At 57.6% G+C, this 17,577-nt stretch carries 16 protein-coding genes; 8 read left to right on the top strand and 8 right to left on the bottom strand.

Features of this window, described 5'->3' with window-relative positions; translation table 11 throughout:
* The first annotated feature begins 4 nt into the window (after nt 1-4).
* Nucleotides 5-1,885: a DNA mismatch repair endonuclease MutL gene (gene mutL, locus V3C20_RS09685; protein WP_130083866.1), complete on the top strand. Its 1,881-nt coding sequence runs from the start codon at nt 5-7 to the stop codon at nt 1,883-1,885.
* Between the two features lie 14 nt (nt 1,886-1,899).
* Here mutL and V3C20_RS09680 read toward each other — a convergent pair whose 3' ends face one another.
* A complete protein-coding gene (locus V3C20_RS09680; RefSeq protein ID WP_130083867.1) occupies nt 1,900-2,862 on the bottom strand; it encodes a glycosyltransferase in 963 nt (320 codons plus the stop codon).
* Between the two features lie 157 nt (nt 2,863-3,019).
* On the opposite strand from V3C20_RS09680, the gene V3C20_RS09675 reads away from it, so the two are divergent.
* Together V3C20_RS09675 and V3C20_RS09670 are read left to right on the top strand one after the other, a co-directional pair.
* Nucleotides 3,020-4,966: an O-antigen ligase family protein gene (locus tag V3C20_RS09675; protein ID WP_161981290.1), complete on the top strand. Its 1,947-nt coding sequence runs from the start codon at nt 3,020-3,022 to the stop codon at nt 4,964-4,966.
* Nucleotides 4,967-5,433: 467 nt separating this feature from the next.
* Nucleotides 5,434-5,790, top strand: a complete 357-nt coding sequence (locus V3C20_RS09670) for a DUF488 domain-containing protein (protein ID WP_130083869.1) — start codon at nt 5,434-5,436, stop codon at nt 5,788-5,790.
* A 395-nt stretch (nt 5,791-6,185) separates the two neighbouring features.
* Here the strand turns inward: V3C20_RS09670 and hemC are convergent, their stop codons facing one another.
* The 7 genes from hemC to V3C20_RS09635 form a co-directional block, all read right to left on the bottom strand.
* A complete protein-coding gene (gene hemC, locus V3C20_RS09665) occupies nt 6,186-7,121 on the bottom strand; it encodes a hydroxymethylbilane synthase (RefSeq protein ID WP_161981291.1) in 936 nt (311 codons plus the stop codon).
* Entirely contained in the window at nt 7,111-8,112 is a 1,002-nt protein-coding gene (hemA, locus tag V3C20_RS09660) for a glutamyl-tRNA reductase (protein ID WP_238623810.1), read from the bottom strand. Before hemA ends, hemC begins: the two co-directional genes overlap by 11 nt.
* A gap of 17 nt (nt 8,113-8,129) precedes the next feature.
* Complete coding sequence (ccsA, locus tag V3C20_RS09655) at nt 8,130-8,891, bottom strand: cytochrome c biogenesis protein CcsA (protein WP_067573364.1); 762 nt, start codon at nt 8,889-8,891, stop codon at nt 8,130-8,132.
* Nucleotides 8,892-8,909: 18 nt separating this feature from the next.
* On the bottom strand, nt 8,910-9,704 hold the full coding sequence (gene folE2 / locus V3C20_RS09650; RefSeq protein ID WP_215434895.1) for a GTP cyclohydrolase FolE2: 795 nt from the start codon (nt 9,702-9,704) through the stop codon (nt 8,910-8,912).
* 106 nt (nt 9,705-9,810) lie between these two features.
* On the bottom strand, nt 9,811-10,056 hold the full coding sequence (rpsR, locus tag V3C20_RS09645) for a 30S ribosomal protein S18 (RefSeq protein WP_192907213.1): 246 nt from the start codon (nt 10,054-10,056) through the stop codon (nt 9,811-9,813).
* Nucleotides 10,057-10,088: 32 nt separating this feature from the next.
* Nucleotides 10,089-10,262 carry a 50S ribosomal protein L33 gene (gene rpmG, locus V3C20_RS09640; protein ID WP_022396979.1) on the bottom strand — a complete coding sequence of 58 codons (174 nt, stop codon included), beginning with the start codon at nt 10,260-10,262 and terminating at the stop codon, nt 10,089-10,091.
* Between the two features lie 33 nt (nt 10,263-10,295).
* Nucleotides 10,296-11,033, bottom strand: coding sequence for a TraR/DksA family transcriptional regulator (locus V3C20_RS09635; protein WP_192907214.1), 738 nt, complete (start codon nt 11,031-11,033; stop codon nt 10,296-10,298).
* 234 nt (nt 11,034-11,267) lie between these two features.
* Here V3C20_RS09635 and V3C20_RS09630 point away from each other — a divergent pair, with 234 nt between their 5' ends.
* From V3C20_RS09630 to V3C20_RS09610, 5 genes are all read left to right on the top strand, one after another.
* On the top strand, nt 11,268-12,227 hold the full coding sequence (locus tag V3C20_RS09630; RefSeq protein WP_130083873.1) for an ROK family protein: 960 nt from the start codon (nt 11,268-11,270) through the stop codon (nt 12,225-12,227).
* Nucleotides 12,228-12,231: 4 nt separating this feature from the next.
* A complete protein-coding gene (locus tag V3C20_RS09625; RefSeq protein WP_130083874.1) occupies nt 12,232-13,206 on the top strand; it encodes an RsmB/NOP family class I SAM-dependent RNA methyltransferase in 975 nt (324 codons plus the stop codon).
* Complete coding sequence (locus tag V3C20_RS09620) at nt 13,203-13,712, top strand: metallophosphoesterase family protein (RefSeq protein WP_130083875.1); 510 nt, start codon at nt 13,203-13,205, stop codon at nt 13,710-13,712. The genes V3C20_RS09625 and V3C20_RS09620 overlap by 4 nt, the downstream gene beginning before the upstream one ends.
* Complete coding sequence (locus V3C20_RS09615) at nt 13,709-14,119, top strand: NUDIX domain-containing protein (RefSeq protein ID WP_130083876.1); 411 nt, start codon at nt 13,709-13,711, stop codon at nt 14,117-14,119. Before V3C20_RS09620 ends, V3C20_RS09615 begins: the two co-directional genes overlap by 4 nt.
* A 1,373-nt stretch (nt 14,120-15,492) precedes the next feature.
* Nucleotides 15,493-17,571: a methyltransferase domain-containing protein gene (locus V3C20_RS09610; protein WP_330935365.1), complete on the top strand. Its 2,079-nt coding sequence runs from the start codon at nt 15,493-15,495 to the stop codon at nt 17,569-17,571.
* The last annotated feature ends 6 nt before the right edge of the window (nt 17,572-17,577 follow it).

The following is a 17,577-nucleotide window of genomic DNA, read 5'->3' as shown; positions in this document are numbered from 1 at the left end:
ACCCATGCCGACCATTCATGTCATGTCTCCCACTCTCGCCAGCCAGGTGGCGGCGGGCGAAGTCGTGGAACGGCCGGCCTCCGTCGTCAAGGAGCTGGTGGAGAACAGCCTGGACGCCGGGGCCAAGTCCGTGCGGGTGGAAATCCGCCGCGGAGGTGTGGGCCTGATCAGGGTGACGGACGACGGATGCGGCATGAGCCGTGAAGACGCCAGTCTCTGTGCCAAGCGTCACGCTACGAGCAAGCTTTCCTCCCTGGAGGAACTGTTTGAAATCACCCATCTGGGTTTCCGGGGAGAGGCCATCCCCAGTATCGCCAGCGTTTCCCGCTTCAAGCTTTGCACCAGGCAGCAGCAGGCCCTGGAAGGCTGGGAAGTGCGGATTGACGGCGGGATGGAGTACGAACCCCGGAGCTCCGGGGTGTCTCCCGGCACCGCCATTGAGGTGGCCGACCTGTTTTACAATACTCCGGCACGCCGCAAGTTCCTGAAGTCCGCGGAAACGGAGGCTTCCCACGTTGAACACCAGATACGCCTCCATGCGCTGGCATTCCCCCAGGTGCGCTTTACCTACAGGAGAGACGACCAGCTGGTGTTCGATCTTCCGGCCACCACGGACCTGCGGGTGCGCATTTCCGCCCTGACGGACCCCGCCACGGCGGCGGCCCTGATTCCGATAGAGGCCACCACCGGCCCCGGCATTTCCGTCAGCGGGTACTTGCTTCCGCTTTCCGAGGCCAGGCGCACCAGAAAAGGGCAGTATGTGTTCATGAACACCCGCCCGGTGGAAGACCAACTGATCAACCGGGCCATCCGCGACGGTTACGGGGGCTTCCCCACGGGATTGCATCCGGCCCTGTTCCTGTACATGGAGGTGGAGCCTGCCCTGGTGGACGTGAACGTCCACCCCGCCAAGAAGGAGGTGCGGTTCCGACGCGCCGCCGATGTGGTGAATACCATTGTGGAGGCGATTGCCAATACCCTGCAGCGCCATGCCCGGCAGGCCCCCCTCCCAGCCGCACCGACACCGGACGAACAGCCTTCCGAGCCATTCCCGCCGCCCGGTCCCGCCGGAAACGAATTTGAGACAATGGTCCCTTCTCCCGTAACCATTTCCCCGCCCAAAATTCCGGTTTTTACTTCACCAATGGAGCGGCCTCAGGGGACATCGGAAACATCTCCGATTTCCCCTGCCCGGCCCATTTCCCTGAGACAGGTGCCCCCTACTCAGGGACGCCTGGATTTTCAGGACAAGGCGTGTTCCCGGCCAGATGCCGCGCCAGGTACGGAAAGGAGGACGGAAAAGGATCTTTCCGCCGATTTCAAGTATCTGGGGACTCTGCACCAGCAGTTCGCCCTGTTCGAGACGCCGGAAGGCCTGGTGCTGATGCATCCCAAGGCTGCGCGGGAGCGCATCATTTTTGAACGGCTGCGGGCCCACAGGCAGGCCCCCATGCCTTCCCAGCATCTGCTCGATCCGGTGATGCTGGACCTGGACCCCCGGGATTTCGCCGTCATCCAGCAGTTTGCGCCCCATTTTGACCAAGCGGGGCTGACGGTCACGCCCTTCGGCCAGAATACCATCAGGATAGAGTCCATTCCGGCCCTGCTGGAACTGGACAACGCCAAGGCGTTCCTGCTGGAGCTGGTGGACCGCCTCACCCAGTCCGAGTTCAGCCGCAACGCCAAACGCATGGCGTATGAAACGTTCATTGCGGAGATTGCCAAGAAGTCCGCCTGGAAGGAACGCATTTCCCCCCACCGCGCTCCGGCCATTCTGAAGGAGCTGCTGGCCTGCGAAGTTCCGTATTGCACCCCGGCGGGCAAGCCGACTCTGGTCAATTATTCCATTCCGGAGATCAAACGGAAATTCGGCATGCAGGCATGACGGAGTAAAAGGAATTATTCATCCGGCCCGGCGAGCCGTCCGCAGGCGCCACGATACACCCCGAGGCATACGGCCCTGAATTTGGACGGGCTCCAGGAGTTATATACTGCGATGAGCACTCCGCACAAGGCTGCATATCCGGCGCATGCCGCCCATCTGAAGAGGGGGGAATGCGGATGTTTGAACCTCTGGAGCCATGCCCAGTTGCGCACCTTGTAGTAAAGGCGGCACGCATCCAGTCCCGGTTCATAGTAAAAGGCCTTGCCTCCCACTTCCACGAGCACCAGCCCGGTGGCGGGACGCGGATGGTGGAGAATGGAGCCGCTGACCAGGTAAGTGCGGAATCCGGCGTGGGAAATGATCCACGGGTATTCCTCATCCTCCCCGCGGATAAAAAGCCCGGCGGTCGGCCCCCGGACCTTGTCATGGATTTCACGGGGAACAAGGGCTCCCAGGAAAGCTCCGCCGGTCAGAAGGAAAGGGGCATCCGGAAGGGTGTCGCGACTTGTTACATGAATACGCCGTCCATCCTTTTCGTCCACAAGCACCATGGGCCAGGAGAGTTCTCCGTCCTGCTCCAGGTCCACTACCTTGCAGACCCTGACACACGGCCATTCCATGCCGTCCGTTCCGGGCTTATGGGACAAAAGACAGGCCAGAGCGTCCGGCTCCGGCCAGGAGTCGTCATCCAAAATCCAGACGGCATCCACATCCGGGAAGGAAAAAGCGCGTTCCAGTCCCCGCGCTATGCCGCCGGCATTACCCGTATTCCCAGGCATGTCAATCACTTCCAGTATGAACGGATAGGCCCCGGCCGCCGCCTGTTCCTTCACACCGTCCAAGGTGCCGTCTCCGGCCCCGTTGTCCGCCACCACGACGCGGTGCAGCGGAACAGTCTGCCGCGCCAGTCTCCGCAGGCACACTTCCGTGAGGGAGATTCTACGGTAATGTGAAAAAATGGCGCAGATCCGTTCCATGAGACAACGGAAAAAGGATAAAGGTAAAAACGAAGAAAGCAATCTCTTTATCCCTCGCAGGGCCTGTCCTGGAGACGCTCCATGTGCACGCAGGCAGCTTGCTCTTGGCAAGCCCTCCCGCTGCGGTTATAGTGCTGGCGATTTTTCCCGTCAGCCCATGCCAGAATCGACGTCCAGCAAACCTTCCGCTCCACGCATTGCAGAAACCGCCGCCGGCAGGACGCTGACGGCATTGCTGGCCCTGTTTTATACTGCCCTGGCCACCACTGCGGCAGGCGGAGAATGGCACACCTTTTTCATTCCGTCGTGTTTTCTGACAGCCGCGCTGCTGGTGTTTTGCTTTTGCCTCATACGGGGATATAAAGTGCCCAGCCCCGGACTTGCCGGATGGCTGGCCGCAGGACTGGGGGGAGGCTATTTTTTCCTGAGAGCCTGGTTTTCCCCCTGGTTTTACGAGAGCGTGGCAGACCTGACCCTGATCGTGACCGCGCTGGTGATGTTCATGGCAGGCACCTGTGCCGGAGCTGACAGCGGGAAAAAAAGCGTCCTCCCAACGCTGGCGGCGGTCCTGGGCCTGCTGAATGCCGCACTCTGGGCCTACCAGAACATGACTGGAACGGGCACTTCCTGGTTCAGGCCGGATTATTCCCTGTTCGGAACGGAAACCGATGGAACCGGGTTGTTCGGATACAAGAATTTTTCCGCGCATTTTCTGTCCGTTACCGGCTTTTTCCTGTGCGCCTGGAGCATGGCAAGCACCAAAAAATGGGGAATCCATCTGTTTGCGGGGCTTTTGCTTGTGGTTGCTTCCTTCACATGCGGCTCCCGCGCCGCTTTTCCGAATGCCCTGATCGGCGTGACGCTCTGTTTTTTTATCTATACTTCAAGCGTTTTCCGCAATAACAGGAAGTTTTATACGGCCGCCATCCTGTTTTTCCTGCTGCTTTTTTTCAGCACGGCCTATGTCGTGCTGGACCTGACGAACGGAGCGGGCAACCTGACGTCGATTCTGGATGTTTTCACTTTCGGCAACCGGATTACCCTTTCCAAACTGGCGTGGTCCCTGGCGGAGCAGGCCCCGCTTTTCGGCCACGGCAGCCGGATGTTCACCAATCTGGCCGTGGAATTTTTTCCGTTTCCCAATTTTCCCAATTTCACCCATCATGAGTATGCACAGGCCGCCTGCGATTACGGATACACCGGACTCGCCGTGATGCTTGCCCTGCTGCTCCTGTTCATTTCCCTGGGCTTCCGGAGCGTACTCCGGCTGGCGTCCGAACATCCCCAAGTCAATCCCCTGGGGCCGGCGGCCTTCTGTGCGCTGTGCATTGCCGCCGCCCACGCCTACGGAGAGTTTATCTGGCATAATCCGGCGCTTGCGGGCGCCGCCGCCCTGTGCTGCGGCCTTTCCTGCACCGCGTCTTTCTCCAGAGTAAAGGCTTCACGAGCCGGAGGACGCCTGGTTCTGGGAACAGGCGCCCTTCTGCTGGCGGCGCTGTCCGTGTGGTATGCCTGCCTAGCCTTCCCGACCTGGAAAGCATCCTGGCAGGCGGTTCCCGCATCTTCTCCCGACGGCATGCCCATGCTGGAACAGGCGGCCGCCGCCAGCCACGACCCGGACCTTGTGCGGCGCAATATCCTGCATGCCGCAGGGAGTTCCCCGGCTTCCGGAACCGAACGGCTCCGCCAACTGGAACGGCAGGAAGAGCAGGCGGAATTGCTCAGTCCCGGCAACCATGCCCTGATGGCGGCCAAGGGGCTGCTTTACATGCACCAGGGACGATACAGGGAAGCGGAAAGGCTGCTGCGTCCCTATGTGTCTTTTTCACGGTTTGACGACCGCATGTATGCCTGGACTACGACTTATGCCAATGTTCTATATACCTGGTGCATTTCCACCGCCCCCCATTCCCCGGACAAGGCCCTGTCCATGGCGCTTGCAGTAAAAGACCTGATGGAGAAGCAGGTGAGATTCTGGAACTATTACCGGATAGAGGATGCCGCCATGCGGCAGGAACACGCCCAGCGCAGAAATGAAGTCAACATGGTGATCCAGACGCTTCAAGCCCGCGGCGCGGTTCCCGACGATTCATGGAAGGAGTAGCAGTTTTCCCCGCCTCTCCCTTTTCTTTTTCCCGACGGCGGCTGTTTCACGGGAAAATCCCATGGTCCGGAAAAGGGCCATTGCCTTCCGGCGCAGGAAGATAAGGAAAACTTGGTACGGATTGCGTGACGGAGCATCCATGAAAACGGTATTTTTCCAGAAAAACCTTCACCGGCAACCGGAATTCTGTCATGGATTGCACCCTTGAAGCCAACGACGGATATCCGGTCTAGAGCGGCAAAACCGGAGCGATGATGGATTTTTGATTTAACAGGTTCAGGCACCCGTTGTTTCCAATTCTTCCTCCCCTGCCCGCACGGCCTTTTTCCCGGCCGTAAATCCGGAGCAACAGGCCTTCCGATTCCCGGCATCACCCCGACGCATGCGGCGCGGCATGTCCCGCACGGACTCAACAAAAAGATATTCCGCATGCTCTATTGCCGTTAACAGACATCATTTTCCCCAACATGAACATTTCAATCAAACGCATTTACGATCCGCAGGAGGCGGAAGACGGAGACCGCGTTCTGGTGGACCGGATCTGGCCCCGCGGCATTTCCAAAGAGAAGGCTTCCTGGAACGAATGGGCGAAAGAAGCCGCCCCTTCCACGGAATTGCGCCGATGGTTCGCCCATGATCCGGCCAAATGGGACGGTTTCCGGAAAAAGTATTTCGAAGAACTGGACCGGAATAAAGAGGCTGTTTCACATCTCAGCCAACTGGCCCGCAAGGGGAAGCTGACGCTCCTGTACGCAGCAAAGGATACAGAGCATAACGAAGCATGCGCCCTGAAGGATTACCTTCTACAGTACGCTTCCTCATGAATGCACGCTTATTTTTATGGCAGGCATGAATCGCAGCCCTGTACGCTGTATGCACCAGCCTATGGAAGGACGGCTTTCTTCTCTCGTTTATCAACAGGTGAAGAAAATGGAAAGGAGGTGAATATCAATGGCAACAAGTTCCCATATGGGAGACGATCACAGGAGCAGCTCTAAAAAGCGTTCCGGGTCCACTACCCACAAGACCGGGCAGCACGTCAAGCGTGATGCTTCAACAGGGCAGTTTATGAGCGACAAGCGAAGCTCCAGCTCCAAGGAAAGTCACAAGGAAAAACATTAATCCTGGTGTACTTACTGCCTGATTCAGGTTCCGGATGAACTCCGGAACCTTTTTTCCGTCCCGCCGTATCCCGGATGAAGCGGAAAAGCTTCCGCCGTCAGTTCAGGCCCAGTTTTTCAAAGGCCAGAATTCCCAGGGCTTCCGGAGCGTTCCGGTCCCCGCGGACAACGACGGCGAAGGGTTCTTCCCTTCCCGGCACGTAGTACGCCGCGCGCAGAACCAGTTCATCCCCTTCCAGGCAGGCGTGCACGCCCACGGGGGTGGAGCAGCTGGCGCCCAGGCGCACCAGGAAGGTGCGTTCCGCCATGCCGCAGGCGCAGGTTTCCGCATCGTTGATCCCGGCCAGCAGTTCCTTCGTTTTCCGGTCGGAAGCACGGCATTCCATGCCGACGATTCCCTGCCCCACAGCGGGAATGAAGGCTTCCACGGGCAGAGGGCGCATGTAGAGTTTTCTGCCCTGCACCACCGTTTCCGGCGCGTAGAGGCCGAGGCGTTCCAGCCCGGCTTTTGCCAGGATCACGGCATCCCATTCCGGATGCTCCACAAGCTTTTCAAGACGGGTGGGGACATTGCCCCGCAGGTCTTCAAACCGGAGCTGCCTTCCCCAGTACGTACGCGCCATGAGGCGGCGGCGGACGCTTCCGGTGGCAAGAGTTCCGCGGCCGTTCCAGTCCGGCTCCTTCGTGATGAGCACGTCTTCCGCCGCAGCGCGGGGAAGAACCGCAGGCAGGCGGAATTCCGGGGCAAGTTCGCTTGGCACGTCCTTGAGGCTGTGGACGGCCACATCTATGCGGCCTTCCAGCAGGGCCGTTTCCAGTTCCTTGATGAAGATTCCCTTGTCCACGATGCCGGAGACCCTGGCCACATCCGCCAGCGGCACGTCCGTACGGCGGTCTCCGGTGGTGCGGATGATTTCCCGGCGTATGTCCAGTCCCGGATGGAGCGCGGACAGGGCGGCGCGGACCATGTCCGCCTGGGCCAGGGCCAGGGCGCTTCCGCGGGTGCCGATGATGAGGGTGTTTTTACTGGTCATAGAGAGCGGTGTCCGGAAAGTATTTGGAGATGCCGTCCCGGATGATGGTTTCACACCGGGAGATTTCCAGCTCCCGGCTGAGCTTGGCTTCATCCGCAAGCTGAGTCAGGGTGTCGATGTCGTAAAGGTACACTTCGTCAATGTCCGCCACGTCCGGGGAGATGTTGCGCGGTACGGAGATGTCGATGAGGAACAGGGAGCGGTATTTGCGGGACGCCCGCAGGGGCAGGAGCGTCTCCCGCGTGATGATGCAGTGGGGGGCGGCCGTGGCGGCCACCACCACGTCAATGTCCCTGAGGTATTCCCCCCAGGCATCATACCGGATGGCTTGGCCGCCGATCATTCCGGCGAGTTCCACGGCGCGGTCAAAGGAGCGGTTGGCTACGTAAATGCCCTCCGCGCCGCGGGCACGCAGGGCGCGGCCGGTGACGCGGCTCATATCGCCCGCCCCCAGGATCAGAACGCGGGTGCCTCCCAGGTCTCCGAAGATTTGTTCCGCCAGTTCCACGGCCACGGAACCCACGGATGTGGCTCCCGCATGAATCTGGCTGTCCGTCCTGACCCGCTTGCCTATGGTGAATGCTTTCTGAAAGGTTTTGTTGGCGCAGGCGGCGGTCACGCCGGCATCCAGTGCCATTTGGTAGGCGGTTTTCACCTGGCCGAAGATTTCCGTTTCCCCCAGCACCATGGAGTCCAGCCCGCTGAGCACGCGGCACAGGTGCTCCAGGGCGAAGGCCCCCTGGTGGCAGTAGAAATGGGAGGCCATGTCCACCTTGCCGCGGCCGTCTCCCAGGAAGTGGGACAGGATATGCTCCCTGGCGTTTTCCGGGTTGTCCGACCAGTAGTAGATTTCCATGCGGTTGCAGGTGGAGAGCACCACGCACTGTTCCACGCCCGGCAGTTCCCGGATGCTTTTTCCCGCATTCTGGAGCCTGTGGGACGGCACGGAGAACCGCTCCCTTATTTCCACGGGGGCGGTCCGGTGATTCAAGCCTAGACAAACCATTCTCATCTGCTCACCAGAAAAATACTCATGGACGCCAGGAAGAGGACCACGCAGCAATAGGCCAGCGCCCTGCCCGGCATGCCGCGACGATAGATGAGCCACAACAGCACGGAGTAACCCAGCGTCAGTAAAATGACAATAACTGTTTTTGCCGTATGGATGGGCAAATTCCCCTGCCAGCCGAGCCATTCCCCTGCCAGAAGCAGGACGAAGGCTACCAGCAGGAGGCGTTTCATGCTGGTTTCCAGCGTGCGGATGGGCGGCAGAAGACGGCAGGTGCCGGGGATCTGCCTTCTTTTCAAGCAGGCGTCCTGCATGCAGAAGGCCACGCCCGCGGCGGCGGCCAGTCCTCCGGCTCCGTAAGACATCATGGCCACCCCTACATGGGCGGTCACCCAGAAGTCATGCACGCCCTGCACATCCGGACCGAACAGGCCGATCAGCAGGGAGAGGGCCGTCAGCACGGCAATGGCGGGCGCCGTGAAGATGCCCAGGACGGACATGCGGTACGCACGGCCGAGAAGGAGGTAGAACAGATTGATGGTCCAGGAAAGAAAGAAGATGACTTCCGACGCTCCCCGGATGGGGCACATTCCCGTTTGGTACGCCTTGACGCAGAGTGCCCCCGTTTGCAGGGCCAGCAGGCACGCCATCCACAGGTGGGCGTACATGAATCTGCGCCCGGAGGCAAGCAGGCGCCAGCCCAGTCCCGTGAATGCAAGGGAGAGGACGAGGGATGCCAGAGCCCACCAGTTGTCATTCATATCCGTTAAGAAGAGAGCTCAGGAACGCAGATCCCGTTCAATCACGGCATAAGCCTGGTGGTTGTGGATGGATTCAAAGTTTTCCGCTTCCACCCGGTACCAGCTGAATGCGGAGTGGCTCTGCGTTTTCAGCGCTACGTTGCGCACCAGGTCTTCCACAAAGACGGGATTTTCGTATGCCTTTTCCGTCACCCATTTTTCATCCGGCCTCTTGAGCACGCTGAACAGGGAGCAACTGGCGCAAGATTCCACCAGGTCAATCAGGTCTTCAATCCAGACGGGCCGGGAGGCAAAGCGCACGGAGTAGGTAACGATACCGCGCTGGTTGTGGGCGCCGTAGCTGCTCATGGCCTTGGAACAGGGGCAGAGGGTCGTTACGGGCACCACGACGGTGAGCTTGAAGTCCGCCAGCCTGTCGCCCGCCTCCGCTTCCATTTCAAAACGGACTACATAGTCCATCAGGCCTTCCCTTCCCGTGACGGGAGCCGCCTTGGCCCGGAAGAAGGGGAATTCCATTTCCACATGGGAACGGCTGGCGGAAAGCCGCCCGAGCAGTTCACGGGGGATGGAGAGCGCGGTATGCACGTCCAGGAGGGGACCATGCTGGTGCAGGGCTTCCACAAAACGGCTCATGTGCGTTCCCTTGAATTCTTCCGGCAGGTCCACGGCCAGGGAGACCGTCGCCACGGTGGATTGAATCCGGTTGAGCTTGTCCTGTATCTGGATGGGGAAGCGCAAGCCCTTGACGCCTACGCGGTCAATGGAGATGTTGCGGGTGTCCGCCTCCGACTGGGTATCTTTCAGTTCCTGCATACGGAAAGGGATGGTGGCTGGAAATGAAACGGGAGTTTGCCCGGTACTGGACAAACTCCCGCCTGTAAAGACAATTTCTTACCGAAAGAGGTTTCCCCTGGGCTTGTTACGGCAGAAGGTTGATCGCGCGGGCCCGCTTGATTTCACGGGTGATCTTGCGGTGCATTTTGGCGGACAGCCCGGTCACGCGGCGGGGAAGGATTTTGCCGGTTTCAGAGGTGAACTTGGACAGGAAATCAGGGTTGAGCAGATTGACCTGGTCCATCGGGATGTCGAGACGGCGGCGCGGCATCTGGCGATTGCACGTGCGGAAACGAATACGACGTTCTACAGTCTTGGGTTCAGTGGACATAATAATAAGAGATAGATAACTAAGCCGGCAGGTTAGCGCATTTCACGATGAAGCGTGCGGCGCTTCAGGAAAGGGTTGTATTTAACCTTTTCCAGACGGCCGGGAGTACGCAGGCTCTTCTTGTTACGCGTGGTGACGTAGCGGGACGTGGGCTTTCCTTCGGCTTTGGCCTCTGTGCATTCGAGGATGATGATGTCTCTAGGCATGATGAAAATGTGTTACGGGGGAGGATTTATACACTATTCTTCATCATCGTCAAGAGAAACAGATAAATCTACATCATTTTGTCCTCCCGCAAAGCCGAGGGCCACCCTGGGGCGGAACCGGGCGTTCTGCCCTTTTTCCTTTTCCCACTGCGCCTGGCATTCCACGGTAAGCCGGGCGAACGGAATGGCTTCCAGACGGGGAATGGGGATGACCTTGTATGACATTTCACAAATGCCGTATGTGCCGTTGTCAATGCGGGCCAAGGCCTGCTCAATTTCATACAGCCCGTCCTGCTCCTTGGAAAGAAGGCTGAGAGCGAAGTCGCGGTCATAGGCGTCGCTTCCGGCGTCGGCCTGGTGCTCGCCGGATCCGGAGGCTTCACTGCCTTCCGGATGGTTGCGGAGGGTGTCCCGCGCCACGCCGTTCATGCTGTCCAGCGACTTGTCGCGCAGGTCCAGCAGATGCTGACGCTGCATTTTGACAAAATGTTCCCACTCGGGGTTGGCCGCCAGCTCCGCCTTGGCGGCAGCAATGGCTTCCGTCTGTTCGTCCGTAAGTTCATTCCGTGCAGGAGCCGGAGCGGGGTCCGCCTTTTTGACGGGAGCCTTTTTCACAGCCTTTTTAGGAGGGGATGCCACAGCGGGAGCGGGAGTGGCGGTCTTGGCGCTCTTTTCCGGTTCGGCGTCCTTTTTCTTCCTGCAGCACTTTTTCTTGGGAGCCGCAGCTTCCTTGGAGGCAGTCTTGCTATCGGTTTTCTTGGGAGTAGGCATATGAAGTGTATCTATGGGCTGAGGTTGACGATGTTTGACGAACAGAGGGCTGCACCGCCCAACTGACTAGACTATGAGACACTACATGCCCGCAAATGTTCATTCAAGAAAATTCAGCCATGAAGCAAGTCATCCTTTTTCCCTGCCGGGGAGGTGGAATTCTTCCGCTTTTTAACGGGCGAGTACTTGTTTTAAACTTTCCATCGCGCCTCTCAATTTCTATATTTCTATTATATGACAGCTTCAACCATTCCCTCCATCGGCATTGACTTCGGAGGCACCTCCATCAAGCTGGGCGTCGTCCGGGGGACGGAAGTGATCGCCCATGCGCCTTCCATCGCCACCCAGGAGTACGGCAACCCCGACCAGCTGATTGAAGCCATAGCCCAGTTTGTGAACATGCTGCGCCTGAATCACCCGGAAGTGCAGGCCATCGGCATGGGGATGCCCGGATTCGTCAATTTCTACCAAGGCACCGTTTATACGCTTACCAACGTTCCCGGCTGGAACAATGTTCCGGTCAGGGAGATGCTCCAGGCGGCCTGCGGACTGCCGGTGTATGTGGAGAACGACGCTAACTGCATGGCGTATGCGGAATGGAAGCTGGGCGCGGGAAGAGGGAAGCGGCACCTCGTCTGCCTGACGCTGGGGACCGGGGTTGGAAGCGGACTGATCGTGAACGGCGACCTGCTGCGCGGAGCCACCTGTTCAGCCGGGGAACTGGGACAGACCAGCATTGACTACCGCGGCAGGCTGGGACATTACGGCAACCGCGGCTCCCTGGAAGATTACGTAGGAAACCGGGAGATTGCGGCGGATGCCAGAACCCTGTATGCCAGCCACGGCATTGACAAGGCCATTGTGGATTGCAACCCTATTGCCCTGGAGCGAGCGGCACTGGCCGGGGACGAAGTGGCCGCCCAGGTATGGAGGGATCTGGCCGTGAAACTTTCCTGTGCCCTGATGAATTGCTGTTATCTCCTAAATCCGGAGGCGATTATCATCGGCGGAGGGGTAGCCAAGGCCAAAACACTGCTGTTCGAGCCGCTCCAGGAGATCATGAGAACGCAGCTTGCCGCCCCGCTGGCGGAGAGCCTGACGATCCTTCCCGCCCAGTTCGGCACGGAAGCCGGCATTCTGGGGTCCGCCCATCTGGCTCTCAATACCCACTTCGGCGAAACATTCCGGGTCTGATCACGTGTCCTCACAGATACTCAAACTTGCCGGCAAGCTGGGACTTTCCCCGGACCAGGAAAAGGATTTTCTGGAGGCCATGCAGGCGGGGAACCGCTCCCGCAGTGCCCTGGTCATCACCCCCAGGGCTCCGGAAGGTTACGTGCCGCCCGTTCCAGCCGATGCAGTTTCCCGGCCCTGGAGCCATCCCCGCGTCGTTGTTCCGCCGGAGGGGGAAACGGAGGCCAAACCCGGTTCCCTGCCGGATTACGGGCACGGTTTTTATTACCCGCTGGACCTTTCCTCCGTCTGGGAAACCGCTCCCCTGGAGCATCTGCCCTTCCGTCCGGAGCGCTGCCTGGACATGTGCGCCTCCCCGGGCGGGAAAAGCATTCTGGCACAGGCAAGAGTTGCTCCGGGCGAACACATCGCCAACGAGGTACACCCCCGCCGGCTGGGCATCCTGCGGCACAACCTGCTGCGCTGCGGATTCCTGAACCTGTACACGCAGCGCCTGCGCCCGGACCAGTGGGCGGAACAGGCTCCGGGCTGCTTTGACCTTATCCTTGCGGACGCCCCATGCAGCGGACAGTCCCTGCTTGCCAAGGGCATCCCCAATCCCGGATGTTTCCACCCAGCCGCCACCGGAGGGAATGCCAAACGCCAGAGGGGCATCCTGCTGGCCGCCCTGCAATGCCTGGCTCCTGGAGGCTTTCTGCTGTATACCACCTGCACCTACGCCCCGGAGGAAAATGAACGCAACGTGCTGTACCTGCTGAAAAGGCATCCGGAACTGGAGACCGTTTCCGTGCCGGAATTGGAGCCTTTCCATTCCGGCTTGACGGAGGAAGCCTGCTACCGCCTCATGCCTTTCCACGGCGCCGGAGCCGGAGGCTTCACCTGCCTGCTGCACAAGAAAGGGGAAAAGCCCCCCCTGCCCCCCCTGGCGGATGAGTTGCTCGCGTGGCCCATCCACGCCATGGGCTCCCAAGTATCATGAAGATAGGAATATTCTCCGACATACACGACCGTACGGACCATCTGGAGCCGGCCATGCGCCAGATGCATCGGCAGGGCTGCGGCCATTTCATTTTCCTAGGGGACTGCACTACTCCGGAGAGCTTCCGGCTCCTGCTTGAGCTGACGCAAGGGCTTCCGCTGGACGCCGTACCGGGCAACAACGATTACGAGCTGCCGGTCATGGACCAGATGGCGGCCGCATCTCCGGCGGCGCGGCTCCATCCCGGACATGCCGTTATCACCCGGTATGGCATGAATCTTTCCCTTTCCCATTACCCCAAGTACGCATGGCAGGAAGTACGCAAGGGCCATGTGGACGCCGCCCTGTATGGCCACACCCACCAGGCCTTGCAGGAGATGGCCGGAAACTGCCTGATCGCCAATCCCGGAGAATTGCAGGGCAGGACCGGCCGACTCGGGTTCGGCATCCTGGATACGGATTCCCGCACCATGAACCTTCACACGCTTGATTTCAAGATACCATGACCTGTCTGAACGTTTGCTGCGCCCTGATCACGCTGCGCTCCGCGCACGGAACCCTGCTCCTGGCCGCAAGAAAGGCGCGCGGGCAATCAAACGGGCTGCTGTACGAATTTCCCGGCGGAAAATTGGAAGCGGGAGAAGATGCGCGCGATGCCATCGTGAGGGAAATACGGGAAGAGCTCGGCTGCATCATCCACCCGGTGCGTCCGATGACTCCCGTCCTGCACCGGGAGAAAGACCGGACCATACGCCTTATCCCATTTCTGTGCGAACCGGAGGAAGGCCGCCTGCCCATTCCTCTGGAACATGAAAGCCTGGGGTTCTTTTCCAGCCTCTCCCTTCCTTCCCTGCCCTGGGCGCCGGCGGATCTCCCTATTCTGCAGGAATGGCTTGACCGGAACGCCCGCTGACACTCCGGCACGGGGCACCACTTTCAAGCTTTTTTCTCCGGTGGCCCGGCTTTTCCTGTACCTTGTTCAGGTTCATTCATCCGGCCCATGTCTGAAAAAGGAACCAAAAACGTCTTGGATAATCAACCAGCATGGAGTATACAGGGAATTGGCTGCTGCACTCGTCATCACCCGGCAAAGTGGCCCGAACCGATATTACAGCATAATGGGGGCAGCCCCGGCGCAGGGCTGACTATGTCCTATATGGAAAAGTCAAAACAGCGACGGAAGTCCCCGCTCTATTGAGACACGGGAACGTGGCTCATTGCCGGAGACGGTGCAGCGGTGTCTTTAAAAAATGGCGCAAGACGGCCGGATAAGAGGCGTTTAAAGAATTCCATCCCGTATCCGGCCCATTACGGAAGCATGTTGTAAATGCTTTCCAAGTGCGCATTCATTCGCTTCCTCGCCATTGAACGTCTGGATCCGCTTTCACAGAGAAAAGGGCACAAGAGAAGGATGTTTCATTCCCCGAAAATGGGACAGTCGTTTTTCGTCCAGAGCCAGGCACTGATCAGATAGCCATGTTTATTTCCTTATTCGGAAATTCCCCGTAAATTTCCTGTGAGGAATTAATTTTTCATACGAATATCAAGAATATAAAAGATGACTCACCAGTACAGGTAAGTCTGGAATCAGCAACTAATCCGATAAAATAAAAAAATAAAATTTCTTATATAAATAAGAATTTTCTACAATTTCCATTTGAAGCATATGTACCTGTTATTGCTTGTATTTGGCGTAAAATTGATGGAATTAAAAACCAATTCCAGTCCCAGGAGTTTTCCTTTGAATAATCAAAAAATAAATTTCTCTTTTACACCTTCCGATCTACCTGAGGACAATATTTTTCTTTTTGATGCCATTTTCAAAAGGAGCATCCTTTCCAGAACATGAACACCTTTTAAACATTTCTCTTCTCAAATCCTATTCTTCTCCCGATTGCCATCTTCATTGCCGCCTGCCTGTTTCCCGGTGGCACATTGTTCCTTTACAGGTATTTCATTGTTCCCGTTTTAAGAGAGGCTATTTCTAGGCCATTGATTATCTCAAAGATGAAACGTCTGAAACTCTCTCAATTGAATTGAAACGGCCCACAATCATCCGGCTCCCTTCCCACAGGATTGCATGCAAACACGGAGCTTTGTCTACCCGGCATGGGGAACCAAAGGCAGGCGGCAGTGCATCAATCATGCATCATGGCAGGGATGGAGAAAGATGAAGATATCCATTCAAAGAGGGTTAAGCGGGAATTCAGCAATGGATCCCGCCCGGAACGCCATCTCTGACCAAATCAAAGGCTCCCTGAATAACCAGTTATATTTTTTCCAATCATGCATTCCACCTCCACCTGTCCGCAAAAACGAGAAGTCGCCGGTCTCTGGATCGGGGAAACGCTGCCCCCCCTGGCAGAATTATGCATCCGTTCCTATCTGAGCCACGGCATTCCGTTCCGGCTGTTCACCTACCGAAATTATGAAAACATTCCCGAAGAGGCCATTGTTCAGGATGCCTCCGAGGTTATTCCCGAAGAATTGGTTTTCCGGCATGACAACGGGAGTCTTGCCCCTTTTGCAGACTGGTTCCGCAATACATGGCTTGAGAGAAAGGGAGGGTTTTGGACAGATCTCGACGTCGCCTGCCTTTCCCCGAACCTGCCGAAACAGCTTCCATGGTTTGCGGAACAGGAATCCGGTCTGATTGCAGTGGGAGTGATCGGCTTTCCTCCCCACCATCCCGTCATGGAATGCCTCAGAGAGGTCTCGGAAGATCCTACTGCTCCCATGCCCTGGGATACTCCCGGCGAGCTGGAAGCCAAACGTCAATTCAAAATTGATTTCCCCGATCCGGTCCTTCGCCGTAAACACGCCATGTGGGGGAATGCGGGACCGGAAGGCTTTACCCGGACCCTTGCCTATTTCCAACTGCTCGGCATGGCCGATTCAAGTTTAAGCATTTATCCGCTGCATTACACGGTCTGGAGGAATTGTTACAACGGAGCCGTCAAACTCGACAGCCCCGCCCTGCGGAATTCCTGGGCTATTCATTTATGGGGAGAGATGCTCCGGCGCGAGCCTGATACGTTGGAAAACGTCAACAAGGAAAGCATTGTGGGGCAATTGCTGGATTTGCATATGCCACGGGCCGCCGTTCCCACCTCACCCAGAAGCAAAAAAAAGGTGTCCATTCTCGTGGGCATCTGTACTTGCGCTAATACGGAGAAAAAAAGGGAGACCGTCAGAAAAACATGGATGGCACAGAGTGTTCCCGGAATCGAATGCCGGTTCTTTCTCGGAAGAAGGGAAACGCCGGAAAAAGAGGAGGACGTCATCGCTCTTTGGGTGAATGACGATTACGATCATTTGCCGGAAAAAGTCCTGGCTTTCTTCCGGTACGCCCTTGAGTGTTACGATTTTGACTGGTTGTTCAAGTGTGATGACGATACCTATGTGGCGCTGGACCGTCTGGCGGCCCTGGTGGATGACCGATACGATCTGATCGGCGATTCGTCGTTGAAGGCAAAAGGGGCGCCCAGCGGAAGAGCGGGATATTTTCTTTCCAGAAGCATGGTGGAAAAAATAGTCGCCTACTCCGATATTCCATCTACCGGAGCGGAAAATCTTATTTTTGGAGAACTGGCCCTGCGACTGGGGGCAAGGACACTTGCCAGCAACCGCCTGAACATGAATTCCATTCCGTATCCCATGAAGGACAACGATGTGGTTACCGCACACTGGTGCCCTCCCGAGCATTTTCAAGGAACGGAAGATTTCCAGGATTTCTTCCCCATTACGGTGTATGAAGGCAGGCATGCCCACTGGACGGATTCCCTGCTCTTTTACCGGGATGGCACTTTCCGGCGGGAAAAAACAGGTTGTTCAGGGCAATACATTGCCTATGGTTCAAAAAAGTTAATTCTGAAATGGTTCCACTGGCCGGAAGAAATCCTGGTTCGTGATGGAGAGAATTATTCGGGGTCATCTCTATCTCTGTCAAGAAAGCCGGGGCAGCCTGATTTGCCGGCTGTTTTATATCCGGAACAGGTGACCGGAAATGTGGACGAATCTTCTTCCGGGCTGTTTCTCATCCAGATGGGCTGCGGTACCAACATACTCCCCGGCTGGATCAACCTGGATCTTTCCAAATATGACATTACGCGTCCCCTGCCCTGGGAAGATGGGTGTGTGGACGCCTATTTCCTGGAACACATGATTGAACATGTTTTGCCAGCGGAAGCATATGGCTTTTTCAAGGAAGCATGGCGCACACTCAAACCGGGAGGAGTACTGCGGCTCTCTTTCCCGGATTTGCTCCGCATCGCCAAACGATCCACTCCCGAATATATCCGATTTTTAGAGGAAAATCATTGGGGGGGACGGTTCCCCGGGAAGCGCCCTTCGCAACATTATTGAAAACCA

Source organism: Akkermansia sp. RCC_12PD (assembly GCF_036417355.1).
Taxonomy (GTDB): Bacteria; Verrucomicrobiota; Verrucomicrobiia; order Verrucomicrobiales; family Akkermansiaceae; genus Akkermansia.
The sequence above is the reverse complement of the archived record's forward strand: the minus strand, read 5'-3'. Positions and strand labels throughout refer to the sequence as shown.

What these genes read in the sequence shown, in the direction of transcription:
- rpsR (WP_192907213.1), bottom strand. Translation starts at nt 10,056, where the DNA reads ATGTCCACTGAACCCAAGACTGTAGAACGTCGTATTCGTTTCCGCACG.
- V3C20_RS09635 (WP_192907214.1), bottom strand. Translation starts at nt 11,033, where the DNA reads ATGCCTACTCCCAAGAAAACCGATAGCAAGACTGCCTCCAAGGAAGCT.
- V3C20_RS09630 (WP_130083873.1), top strand. Translation starts at nt 11,268, where the DNA reads ATGACAGCTTCAACCATTCCCTCCATCGGCATTGACTTCGGAGGCACC.
- V3C20_RS09675 (WP_161981290.1), top strand. Translation starts at nt 3,020, where the DNA reads ATGCCAGAATCGACGTCCAGCAAACCTTCCGCTCCACGCATTGCAGAA.
- folE2 (WP_215434895.1), bottom strand. Translation starts at nt 9,704, where the DNA reads ATGCAGGAACTGAAAGATACCCAGTCGGAGGCGGACACCCGCAACATC.
- V3C20_RS09670 (WP_130083869.1), top strand. Translation starts at nt 5,434, where the DNA reads ATGAACATTTCAATCAAACGCATTTACGATCCGCAGGAGGCGGAAGAC.
- V3C20_RS09620 (WP_130083875.1), top strand. Translation starts at nt 13,203, where the DNA reads ATGAAGATAGGAATATTCTCCGACATACACGACCGTACGGACCATCTG.
- rpmG (WP_022396979.1), bottom strand. Translation starts at nt 10,262, where the DNA reads ATGCCTAGAGACATCATCATCCTCGAATGCACAGAGGCCAAAGCCGAA.
- V3C20_RS09615 (WP_130083876.1), top strand. Translation starts at nt 13,709, where the DNA reads ATGACCTGTCTGAACGTTTGCTGCGCCCTGATCACGCTGCGCTCCGCG.
- mutL (WP_130083866.1), top strand. Translation starts at nt 5, where the DNA reads ATGCCGACCATTCATGTCATGTCTCCCACTCTCGCCAGCCAGGTGGCG.
- V3C20_RS09610 (WP_330935365.1), top strand. Translation starts at nt 15,493, where the DNA reads ATGCATTCCACCTCCACCTGTCCGCAAAAACGAGAAGTCGCCGGTCTC.
- ccsA (WP_067573364.1), bottom strand. Translation starts at nt 8,891, where the DNA reads ATGAATGACAACTGGTGGGCTCTGGCATCCCTCGTCCTCTCCCTTGCA.
- hemC (WP_161981291.1), bottom strand. Translation starts at nt 7,121, where the DNA reads ATGACCAGTAAAAACACCCTCATCATCGGCACCCGCGGAAGCGCCCTG.
- V3C20_RS09680 (WP_130083867.1), bottom strand. Translation starts at nt 2,862, where the DNA reads ATGGAACGGATCTGCGCCATTTTTTCACATTACCGTAGAATCTCCCTC.